General features: G+C 57.8%; 10 protein-coding genes. 2 read left to right on the forward strand and 8 right to left on the reverse strand.

All coding sequences use genetic code 11. From position 1 onward, the window contains the following. Positions 1 to 116 precede the first annotated feature (116 nt). Positions 117 to 1,679, forward strand: a complete 1,563-nt coding sequence (locus EO087_RS06440) for a glucosyltransferase domain-containing protein (RefSeq protein WP_164931786.1) — start codon at positions 117 to 119, stop codon at positions 1,677 to 1,679. 87 nt (positions 1,680 to 1,766) lie between these two features. On the opposite strand, the gene tpx is transcribed toward EO087_RS06440, so the two are convergent. From tpx to hppD, 5 genes are all read right to left on the reverse strand, one after another. Beyond that, positions 1,767 to 2,267, reverse strand: a complete 501-nt coding sequence (tpx, locus tag EO087_RS06445; protein ID WP_128898151.1) for a thiol peroxidase — start codon at positions 2,265 to 2,267, stop codon at positions 1,767 to 1,769. Between the two features lie 95 nt (positions 2,268 to 2,362). Next, entirely contained in the window at positions 2,363 to 3,346 is a 984-nt protein-coding gene (locus EO087_RS06450) for a fumarylacetoacetate hydrolase family protein (protein WP_128898152.1), read from the reverse strand. Positions 3,347 to 3,420: 74 nt separating this feature from the next. Continuing rightward, entirely contained in the window at positions 3,421 to 4,719 is a 1,299-nt protein-coding gene (hmgA, locus tag EO087_RS06455) for a homogentisate 1,2-dioxygenase (protein ID WP_128899837.1), read from the reverse strand. A 175-nt stretch (positions 4,720 to 4,894) separates the two neighbouring features. Beyond that, entirely contained in the window at positions 4,895 to 5,236 is a 342-nt protein-coding gene (locus EO087_RS06460; RefSeq protein ID WP_128898153.1) for a DUF559 domain-containing protein, read from the reverse strand. Positions 5,237 to 5,288: 52 nt separating this feature from the next. Next, positions 5,289 to 6,383, reverse strand: a complete 1,095-nt coding sequence (hppD, locus tag EO087_RS06465) for a 4-hydroxyphenylpyruvate dioxygenase (protein ID WP_128898154.1) — start codon at positions 6,381 to 6,383, stop codon at positions 5,289 to 5,291. Positions 6,384 to 6,498: 115 nt separating this feature from the next. On the opposite strand from hppD, the gene EO087_RS06470 reads away from it, so the two are divergent. Further along, positions 6,499 to 6,972, forward strand: a complete 474-nt coding sequence (locus tag EO087_RS06470) for a MarR family transcriptional regulator (RefSeq protein WP_128898155.1) — start codon at positions 6,499 to 6,501, stop codon at positions 6,970 to 6,972. 48 nt (positions 6,973 to 7,020) lie between these two features. On the opposite strand, the gene EO087_RS06475 is transcribed toward EO087_RS06470, so the two are convergent. From EO087_RS06475 to EO087_RS06485, 3 genes are all read right to left on the reverse strand, one after another. Next, a complete protein-coding gene (locus tag EO087_RS06475; RefSeq protein ID WP_128898156.1) occupies positions 7,021 to 8,529 on the reverse strand; it encodes an oligopeptide:H+ symporter in 1,509 nt (502 codons plus the stop codon). Positions 8,530 to 8,933: 404 nt separating this feature from the next. Beyond that, positions 8,934 to 9,365 carry an IS200/IS605 family transposase gene (gene tnpA, locus EO087_RS06480; protein WP_128898157.1) on the reverse strand — a complete coding sequence of 144 codons (432 nt, stop codon included), beginning with the start codon at positions 9,363 to 9,365 and terminating at the stop codon, positions 8,934 to 8,936. 120 nt (positions 9,366 to 9,485) lie between these two features. Beyond that, positions 9,486 to 11,597, reverse strand: coding sequence for a hypothetical protein (locus tag EO087_RS06485; RefSeq protein WP_205744450.1), 2,112 nt, complete (start codon positions 11,595 to 11,597; stop codon positions 9,486 to 9,488). Positions 11,598 to 11,622: the final 25 nt, after the last annotated feature.

Genomic DNA, 11,622 nt, shown 5'->3' on the forward strand with positions numbered 1-11,622 from the left:
GAATGAAGTCGTGTCAGGCGTCTGATCCGGTAATATCCGCGTTCTCTCACGTCATGATGATGTGCGTTCGCGGACCTGATATATGTCAGCGATCATATCGTCAACGGAACAGGCCCATGGAAGCATCGCCGCGAAACCAAGTCACTGGCAGACAGGTTTTTGCCATCTTGTTCCTGGGGTACTTGCTGTTCGTGCTTTACCCCCTGCTGCGCGCCGATCGCCCGTACAACGATGACCTCGTTCGTGCGCTCAATGGTGCTTACGGCTGGAACGCCAATGGCCGTCCACTGACCACACTGTTGATGCGGGCACTGGAATTGAACCTGCCTTCGCTCGTCGACATAGCTCCGTTGACGCAGATCCTGGCCATTGCATTGCTGGCTTTGTCTGGCGTACTGATCGCCCGGCGTTACAAGCTTTCATCACCCTTGCTCGCTGCCTTGCTCACGCTGCCACTGGGCGCCCAGCCCTTTTTCCTTGAAAACCTGTCGTTTCGCTTCGATGCACCAGGCATGGCTTTGGCGATCTTGTTGGCGCTGATCCCGATCACGACGTTACGGCAAAAGCGATCCGGCTTCTATTTGGGCGCACTTTCCTTGCTGGGAAGCTTGTGCAGCTATCAGCCGGCTTTCAATGTATTTCTCATTTTCGCTCTGCTGGATCTGCTCGCAGCACAAACCGAGCGGTCCGAACCAAGACAGATCTTCTGGCTGACATGCCGCTATGTCACCCAGACACTGCTTGCCGCGGCTGTCTATACCTGGAAAGTCGCCCCATCCATCAAGGACTGGGTGCAAGAACATAGCCGAACCATCCATAGCATCCGCGACATCAACGTGGTCGTGCACAACACCAAAACCATGGGCACTTATCTGCTCAGTGCGATGCCATATCGCTGGACACTGATGTTTCTGCCCTTGATGTTGCTCATGGCAGTCACACCGTTGGTGATCACCTTGCACTACACGTTTACGCCATCCACACAACATGCGCATCCGCTGTGGGTCAAGTCTGCACTGATCATCCTTGCCCTGCTCGCACCTGCTGCAGCCCTCGTCTCCCTCGCTGGACCGATGCTTTTGCTGGTATCGCCCATCGTCGCCGCCCGCGTATTCCCCAGCGTTGGCGCACTGATCAGTGCCGGCTTGATCGCCCTATACCTTGCCAGTCATGCAACAACGCGTCGCTGGGCTGTTTATCTCACCAACACAGTGGCAAGCATCTGGGTCGCGGGCATGCTGGTATTTGCCGGTGCCTATAGCAACGCCCAATCCGCCCAGAAGCACTACGAAGATCGCATCGCATCGCAATTGTCGAATGACCTGGCTGAGTTGAAAGCCAACGACGGCATCCAGCAGTTCCTGCTGGATGGTTCGGCCGGACTCTCACCATTAACAGCCCACGCAGCGAGCCGCTTTCCTTTGCTCAATACGGTGGTGCCCACTTATTTGCAGGGACGTGACTTCATGTCACGCTACTTCATGAAGCACTACGTCACGGGACTCCATGAAGCCCGCGAGGATGACACGAACAATGCAGCAGCCGATGCCGTGCTAGGCCGCGCGTGTACCGCGCCAGTGGTCTATACCAGAAGCCGTTACACCTTGCGGCTAGTAGGTGATACGGCCGTTGTTACGCTCCCCGGCGGTCTTCCAACGGGTTGCCCGAACCCACCTTGAGCATCTGCGACAAAAAGCCAGTCCCCGGCAAAGCCGGGAACTGGCCTACCCAATTAGTTGAGCATCTTCAGAACGACATCATAATCATTAGTGAAGTGCTTTCAGTGCCGCGTCGTAATTAGGTTCTTCAGCAATCTCGCCCACCAATTCGGTGTGCAGCACCTTGTCGTGTTCGTCCAGCACCACCACGGCACGCGCGGCCAAACCGGTCAGCGGACCGGAAGCGATGGCCACGCCGTAGTGCTTGAGAAAATCCTGACCGCGCATGGTCGACAGCGTGACCACGTTACTCAGGCCTTCGGCACCGCAGAAACGCGCCTGTGCAAACGGCAGGTCGGCGGAGATACACAACACAACGGTATCGCCCAATTGCGAAGCTTTTTCATTGAACTTGCGCACCGACGTGGCACACGTCGGCGTGTCCACACTGGGGAAGATGTTAAGCACCTTGCGCTTGCCGTTGAAACTGGCGAGCGTGGCGTCGGAAAGATCCTTGGCAACCAGGCTGAAACCTGGTGCCTGCTGGCCGACGGCCGGCAACTGGCCGGCAACGTTGACCGGATTGCCTTTGAGCGTAACTTGAGACATGTGGGACTCCTTGGTCGGTGAGAGAGTGACTACAGAAAGATAGCGCCGATATTTCGGTGCGTCATCTGTTGTCACCGAAGTCCCGTGAAGTTTTTTCACTTCAAGGGTGTAACCACTTGCTCGATCGCACCGAAGATGGACACGCCATGACGGTCGATGACCTCGATCCGCAGTGTGTCACCGAACTTCAGGAAAGGCGTTATTGCCTTGCCGTCACGCAGCGTTTCCACCGTGCGTTGCTCGGCCAGGCAAGAAGCACCCTTGCTGGTGTCTTCATTGGCGATGGTGCCCGAGCCGACGATGGTCCCCGCAGTCAGCGGACGGGTCTTGGCCGCATGCGCAACCAGTTGCGCAAAATTGAACTGCATATCGACGCCGCATTCCGCTTCACCGAACCACTTGCCGTTGAGCCAGGTGCGCATGGGCAGATGCAGCTTGTCGTCGTGCCAGGCATCGCCTAGTTCATCGGGCGTAACGAACACCGGTGACAAAGCCGAACGTGGCTTGGATTGCAAGAAACCGAAACCCTTGGCCAGTTCCGCAGGAATCAAGCAGCGCAGACTGACGTCGTTGACCAGACCCACCAGTTGGATATGCGCTGCAGCTTGCTCCGGCGTCACCGCCATCGGCACGTCATCGGTGATCACCACCACTTCGGCTTCGAGGTCGATGCCGTAATCTTCGCTCGGCACCACCACCGGATCGCGCGGCCCGAGAAAACCAGCGCTGGTGGCCTGATACATCAGTGGATCGACATAGAACGATTCGGGCACCTCGGCACCACGTGCACGACGCACACGTTCCACGTGCGGCAGGTACGCGCTGCCGTCCACGAATTCGTAGGCACGCGGCAGGGGCGAAGCCAGCGCTGCTGCATCCAGTGCGAACGCACCTGTTGCCTTGCCGGCGTTGAGTTCATCGGACAAGGCGTTCAGGCGTGGCGCCGCATTCGACCAATCGTCGAGTGCCGCCTGCAAGGTCGGTGCGATGCCGGTGGCTTTCACCGCACGCTGCAAATCGCGACTCACCACGATCAGCGTACCGTCGCGACCGCCTTCTTTCAGACTGCCCAGTTTCATGCATTCACTCCGTCGGCTGCATCGTCGGGCAGCCTTTCACATCGTTGTCAGGTAACGGCCAAGCGCGCGATGGATCACGCGCTCGCCGGATCGAAATGCTTGGCAATGCCTTGCCAGCACTGATAGTAATCGCGCTGCAATTGCGGCGCTTCCAGCGCCTGTTTGGTCGGGCGGATCACTTTGCGCGTTTCGAACATGAAAGCCATGGTGCCAGTGAGGTGATCGGGCTTGCTCACATCGGCAGCACTCGCTTTCTCGAAGCTCGCCGCATCCGGACCGTGGCCACTCATGCAATTGTGCAGACTGGCACCGCCCGGCGCGAAACCACCGGCCTTGGCGTCGTACACACCTTCGATCAGCCCCATGAATTCGCTGGCGATATTGCGATGGAAATACGGCGGACGGAAGGTGTGCTCGGCCACCAACCAGCGCGGCGGGAAGATCACGAAATCCACGTTCGCCGTACCATGCGTATCGCTGGGTGAGGTCAGCACGGTGAAAATCGAGGGATCGGGATGATCGACGCTAATCGAACCAACCGTATTGAAGTGCGTCAGGTCGTATTTGTAGGGCGCGTAGTTGCCGTGCCAAGCCACCACGTCCAGGGGCGAGTGATCCATGCGCGCTGACCACAGGTTGCCTTGGAACTTGGCGATCAGCTCGAAATCGCCTTCGACGTCTTCGTACGCCGCATGCGGGGTAAGGAAATCACGTGGCAGCGCCATCGAGTTGGCGCCGATCGGCCCCAGGTCCGGCAGACGTAGCATGCCGCCGAAATTCTCGGCGACGTAACCGCGCGCTTCCTTGTCCAGCAACTCCACCCGGAAACGGATGCCGCGTGGCATCACGGCAATTTCCAGTGGCTTTATGTCCAGCACGCCCAGTTCGGTGGCAAGACGCAGGCGTCCGGACTGCGGCACGATCAGCAGTTCGCCATCCGCGTCGTAGAAAAAACGACCTTCCATCGAGCGGTTGGCCGCGTAGAGATGAATGCCGCAACCCGACTGCTCTGCCGCACTACCGTTGCCGGCTAGCGTGACCAGGCCATCGACGAAATCGGTGGGCTTGGCCGGCATCGGCCACGGGTCCCAGCGCAACTGATTCGGCGTGGCAGGCGCTTCGTCGAAGCGATTATGAAAACTGCCATGCACCAGTGCTTCGAACGGCCGATGCATGGCGGCAGGCCGGATGCGATACAACCAACTGCGGCGGTTGGTATGCCGTGGCGCGGTGAAGGCAGTGCCGGATAGCTGTTCGGCATACAGACCATGCGCAACGCGCTGCGGTGAGTTCTGCCCCGTAGGCAGCACACCGGGAATCGCTTCGCTGGCGAATTCATTCGAGAAGCCCGATTGGTAACCGTTCGATTGCATCATGTTGTCACTCTATGCCGTATCCGAGCGCCCCTCTCCCTCTGGGAGAGGGGCTGGGGGTGAGGGTCCGGGCGAAGCGCGCCAACCACTGCTTGCAGCAGCATTTGTCATCGCGCACTGATCGCACCTTCACCCAAACCAACCTCCGAGGGAGAAGAACTCAAGTTTCGAGGGCTTACAAGATTGCTTCAAGCACTGCTTCGGTTTGTTGTAGCACTTCGTTGTCCCAAAACCGCAAGATTTTCATGCCTTGCGATTGCAGGTACAACGTTCGACCTCTGTCCACTTCGAGGTTGTGTTGCGAGCCATCCAACTCAATCACCAGATGTTTCGCGTCACAGTAAAAATCGACAACGTAAGGTGGGATGGAGTGCTGCCGCCTAAACTTGTAGCCATTCAAGCGACCGCCGCGAAGGTAGTACCAGATTTTCTGCTCCGCTTCGGTTGCCGATTTTCGCAATTGCCGCGCGTTGTCTCGCGTTCTTGTCGGTAACGGTGGTTTGATGCGTTCTGGCACTATCGGACCCTCATCCCAACCCCTCTCCCGAAGGGAGAGGGGCTTTCAGGCTTTAAAGCACGCCACGCTTCATTTGATCGCGCTCGATCGACTCAAACAGCGCCTGGAAGTTGCCTTCGCCGAAACCTTCGTTGCCCTTGCGCTGGATGATCTCGAAGAAGATCGGGCCGATATTGTTCTGGGTGAAGATTTGCAGCAGCTTGCGTTGTTTGGTTTCCGGATCGGCGTCCATCAGGATCTTGTTCTTGGCCAGGCGCGGCACATCCTCGCCGTGGTTGGGGATGCGCTGATCGATCACGTCGAAATAGGTATCGGGCGTATCCAGGAATTGCACGCCGCTTGCGCGCATCGCTTCGACCGTCTCGTAGATATTGTCGGTAAAGCAGGCGATGTGCTGGATGCCTTCGCCGTGATACGCGTCGAGGTATTCGTTGATCTGGCTCTTCGGATCGTTCGATTCATTCAGCGGAATGCGCACGATGCCATCCGGCGCAGTCATCGCCTTGGATACCAGGCCGGTCTTGACGCCCTTGATATCGAAATAGCGTATCTCTCGGAAATTGAACAAGCGCTCGTAGTAATCGGACCACTTCTGCATATTGCCGAAGTAGAGGTTGTGCGTGAGGTGGTCGATGAAGGTCAGACCGAAGCCGGTTGGGTGCTGATCGACGCCTGCTATCGGTGCGAAGTCGCCGTCGTAGATACTGCCCGCGTCGCCGTAGCGATCCACCAGATAAAGCATGCAGTCGCCGATGCCTTTGACTACCGGCGCATTCACGGCCTTGGTCTGGGCCTTGTCAGTGGATGCCTCGCCGCCCTGGGCCAGCACGGTCTTCAACACCTCATCCGCCGGCTTCTTGAAGCGGATCGCAAAACCACAGGCGCTGGGGCCATGCTTGGCAGCAAAGTCGGCGGCGAAGGAGTGGAGGTCTTCATTGACCAGGAAGTTCACACCACCCTGACGGTAGACCGTGATAGGACGCTGCTTGTGCTTGAGCACGGCGGTGAAACCCATGCTTTGGAAAAGCTTGTGCAGTTCGCCACTGCGACCGGCGGGTGCGGCAAATTCGACGAATTCAAAACCATCGATGCCCATGGGGTTTTCGAAGGTGGTGACGTGCATGCCGAGATTGGGCTGGGCGTTCATGACGCTCTCCTGACGTGAGTCCGATGCGCGACGGCGACCACGGCAGCGTGCCACCATCGGGATAAGGCCATCGTTATAGTTACATGTGAAACTAATTGCAAGGAACACTGCCGCAATGTCAAATCCGCGTAAGCCGACTCCTGCTGGAGCCGAGCATGCCCCCCTAGAGCTGGAACATTTCCTGCCCTATCGGCTGTCGATCCTTTCCAACACGGTAAGCCAGGCGATTGCGGACGACTACCAACGAAAGTACGACCTCAGCGTGACCGAGTGGCGTGTGATGGCCGTATTAGCACGTTTCCACGGGCTATCCGCCCGGGAAGTTGCAGAACGCACGGCCATGGACAAGGTGGCGGTCAGCCGCGCCCTAGCCCGGCTGGTGGAGGCCAGACGCGTGCACCGCGATACGCACGACGGCGACAAACGCCGCTCCGTGCTGAGCCTTACCGAGGCTGGCTGGCTGATCCACGACGATGTGGCGCCGATGGCCCGCGCCCGCGAGCGCGAGGTGCTGGAGAAACTGGACCAGGAAGAGCAGCACTGGCTGACCCGGATTCTGGACAAGCTCCAGCCAGTCTCAAAGAAGTGATCCGAGATAAGCGTGGACAACGCGATGCCGTCGCCCACGTGCTGGTTTTTACTTCACACCATGCATCAAGCGATTCACCAACGGTGAAATCAACAGCAGCAATACGCCTGAGCCAGCCAGGACATAGAAGCAGAAGGTGAAGCCGTTGAGCGCGGAAGCAGCGGTCATGCCCGTGGCGCCACTGATATGCGAAGCCAGCATGCCGGACAAATTGCCACCGAGCGCCATGGACAGGAACCAGCCGCCAAGACCCAGGCCAACCAGACGCGGCGGCGCCAGCTTGGTCACCATCGACAGGCCGATCGGTGACAGGCACAGTTCGCCCACCGACTGGAACAGATAGCACGTCGCCAATGGCCAGAACGGAATCAAGCCACGCGGGTCGAGCAGATACGACAGCGCATAAATCAAGCTCACAAAGCCGATGCCGTTGAACACCAGGCCCAGGCCAAACTTGCGTGGGATGGAAGGCTCCTTGTGGCGCTTCGCCAGCCACCCCCAGACCAGCGCCGTCACCGGCGCAAAGACCACCACCCCGAGCGGCTCCATCGACTGGAACCAGCCCACTGGGAATACCCAGCCACCGAACATCTGCCGATTCACCATGTTCTCGGCCAGGAAGTTGAAGGTGGTGCCGAACAGGTAATAGAAGATCCAGAACAGTACGTTGAAGGCAAAAATGATCAGCATCGCAATCACGCGATCGAGCTGCACGCGATCGTGCCGTACGGCTTCGCCGATCAGCACCATCACCATGCCAACGAACAGCACGCCCATCACCCATTGCAAGCCGACGGCGCCGAGCTTGGCGAGCAGCAGATAGGTCACCGGCACGGCAACCACCACACCCGCGACCACCTGCAGCATGCGCATGCGGCTCTCGCTGTCGGGCGTCGGACGCCCTACCCCGTGCAAGCCACGCCGCCCGAACCAGAACCACAGCAAGCTGAGCACCATGCCGATGCCTGCCGCCGCAAAGACGATGTGGAAGTTCTGCTGCAGCGGTGTATCGGTGAAATAACTGGCCAGCCAGCCGGTCAGCAGCGGTGCCACTAACGCGCCGCAGTTGATGCCCATGTAGAACAACGTGAAGCCGCGATCGCGACGCTCGTCATCGCGCGCATACAGTTGTCCCACCATCGAGGAAATGTTCGGCTTGAACAACGAATCGCCCACGATCACCATCGCCAGACCGAACAACAAGGCTTCACGGCTTGGAATCATCAGCACGAACAAGCCCGCCGCCATCACCACGGCGCCGAGCAGGATCGAGCGCTGGCAGCCGATCAGCTTGTCAGCCACATAACCGCCGAAGACGCCGAAAGCAAACGCCAGCGCAACGTAAGCACCGAAGATGCTGCTGGCCCAGCCCTGTCCAGCGGGATCGCCATGGTAAAACTGCGCCACCGCGTACAAGGTCAGTGACCAACTCAGGCTGTAATACGCGAAACGTTCCCAGAACTCCGTCATGAACAGCATCCACAACGGACGCGGATGACCGAACAGTTGCGGAAAGTCCGGCGTGGCCTGAACGCCGGCTTCGGAATACTTGTTCACAGACATACCCCAGGGATTGAACTGGGAAGATGTAACGGCCAAGTGCATGTAAGTCAAACACATTACAGCATCTTTACTCATGCGCAAACGTGTTTGTGCCAGATTGACCGCCGACGTTGCGTAAAAGCACGTAGGTTGTTGGGATGCAAACCCCAACAATGCCCCACACACATCATGTTGGGTTTTGCACCCCAACCTACGCGGATCGCTTCGCAAGACTTGCCCGCTTCAGACATTCGACCTTTCCTGGATAGTCGTGCGCGAAAACGGGAATAACGGCGAGACAGGACTTTCCCAGGAACTTAAAGGGCGCTTAAGTAAGTATCCCCCGGCAAAGCCGGGGGCTTTATTGGGTGAGCCCCTCAAAGGGGCGATAACAGCGTGAGCCGCCTGAAGGCGGCGGGCTACACGCCCAGCTTCATCTCGTCGTAACGTTCATCCTCTTGCTCTTGGTTTCGGATGTATGCCCTCACCATCGCTTCGTCCAAGCCCACCGTCGAGACGAAATAGCCTCGTGCCCAAAACGACTCCCCAGTGAAGTTTCGATTCCGTCCTCCGAACTTGCGCGCAATGGTGATGGCACTCTTACCCTTGAGGTAACCCACCACGTTCGACACTGCATACTTCGGCGGAATGCTGATGCACATGTGAATGTGGTCGCTCATCAGGTGGCCTTCCACAATCTGCGATTCCTTGTGCGAAGCCAACTCGTGGAAGACCTCGTCCAAGTGCTTGCGTAACTCTCCAAACACCTGCTTCTTTCTCCGCTTGGGAATGAACACCACGCGGTACTTACAGTCCCAACGGGCATGACTCAAGCTTTGATACTCTTTCATCGTGAACCTCGTCTCTTGGTCGAGATTTCAGGTTCACTACGACCGCCGTATAGGTCAAACCTTGGTGAGTCCCCCGGCAAAGCCGGGGGCTTACCTCATTCTGAGTTAGTGCCATTGCGGTTAAGGCAACGCTGAATAAGGCTCCTCTTTATTCTTCTTCGGCCCAGCCTTACGAAGCAACTTTTCCACTGCTTCACTGGTGGCATCGGTCGAACTTTCCGGGCAGATAAATGGATACTCCCGATCGTCGATGATCGGCTCAATGCCGAAGAAATCGTTGAGCACCGATTCCGAGGTGCAGTAAGCACCTTCCACCCACGCTTGGTCGTTCGAATACGCCTCGCCGACGATGAAGATATCGGCATCCGCCCTTTCGATCAGTTGCGAGGGTTTGCGGATCTTGCGTTGCACATCGCCGATATCGAAATGCGGCGCCCATTCGTGATAGCCGGCATTGAACGGGGGCAGTGACCAATCCATGTAAGCGGCCTGCAACGGTTCGGGCACGGCGCTGAAGTCCGTATTGGGGCCGAAATGGAGTTCCGCCAGCATTTTGCGCAGCATCTTTACCATGCGCGCCGGTACCTTGCGTGGCCCCTCCAGGGGCTGCGTATCGGCCGAACTCGGTATCTCGCGCTGACGCTTGGGGCCCAGTTCCAATTCCCGCCAGAACTCGGTGTTGTCCTCGTCGTCATAACTGGCAAGGATGCCGTAGATGGGTTGTTTCTTCGGCTCGGTCGCGTTGTTGCCGAAATACACCACCATGCGAATGGGCGAGTTGCTCACGCTCGGTCCAATGGTGTTGTTGCGTGAGAGCGCGGCCAACTGCTTGGTCTGGGCAATCGTCAATGCCTGCTCGGTCATGCTCTCGATCGCCCCCACCATATCCGTCGCCGATGTGTAAGGCACGTCGACCAACGTCAGCATCGCCTTTAGTGTAGTGGCCGGAAATTTCTGCGCGCGGAGCTGGGCAATGGTGTCAGGCGTGATCGTGTAGCCGACGATCTGTGCGGGATAAGGAGCCGGATTGTCGATGTCGGGCGCCCACCATGGCTGATCGAAGAACATGCCTACCTTGTACGACGGCTGCATGATTGTCGATTCCAAATAAAGGTTCACCTTCTCGTGGTTGAGCACATCCACTTCGCCATGTGTCGGCAAGCGGAAACGCGTGGCTTGTGCCACCAGATCGATCGCCGCACGGGGCATCGCCATCCACGCCGCATCGGCCACGCCCGAGCCGGTGGCGATATTGGGGCTGTCGCGATGTGCGTAGGTAAACACTGCCTTGCCCAATTTCGCCAGGATCGAATGAAGACGTGTATCAGGGTGATAACGGAACTCGATGCCCTTGGCCTTGGCAAGCTTCACGACCTCATCGAATAAGGCATTGAACATCCCCGAGTAGCCTATCGATAGCGTGCGATACTGGCTTCCCGGTGTGAACTCGTTATTGATGTTGAACGACACGCCGGCATGCGTGTTGATGACATTGGAACTATAGCCGTTGCCATCGGCGGCGTAATCGTAGCCTTCTGCGCCCAATTGATCGTAGAGCAGATTCCAATAACCGATATCCTTCAGATAGTCGCCCTGCTGGAAGATGCTCGATGCCGGCAACTGCGCGGTGATCCTTCCATTCTGATAGAAGCGACACCAATCGCGACGGGTGAAATCCGCCCACGGCTTGGTCGTAGCCAGGTCTTGCACCGTAGTAAAACCCTGATCGGGCGTCGTGCTGGCGCCGAAATTGTTCACTGTGTAAGGCGCGGGTGTGTTGGAGCCAATGGCATCCAAATAAAAATTCCGCGAACGCAGGTAGAACAACTGATTATTGGTGACGTTGAACGGCACCGAATATTTTTCCAGCCCCAGCTTGGAGATCACCGTGCTGACCACGCGATGGCCTGGCGCGAGGCCATTGTTCGGTTCCGGAAAAGCCTTGCTCGGAGCGCTATCCCAGTAGGAGTAGCGCATACCGCCCAGCTCGACATACGAATCGGTCTTGTCGTTATTGTAGTGCCAGGTGCAGACACGAGCACCGGCCGCGCGGGTGCCTGGATGACGTTTGGAGAAGTCGTAGCGCCCCCAATCGTACAGCTCCAGCACGTCACCCTTCTTCAGTTGTTTCGAAGCGAATTTGGCTTTTTTGCATTGGCCTTCCAGCAAGCGCCACGCGGTGTACAGACCGGCCGCGCCGGCGCCAAAAATCGAATAGATTTTCTGTGCCATGGTCAGATCCTTCGATAATGGGAAT

This window comes from Dyella sp. M7H15-1 (assembly GCF_004114615.1).
Lineage (GTDB): Bacteria > Pseudomonadota > Gammaproteobacteria > Xanthomonadales > Rhodanobacteraceae > Dyella_B.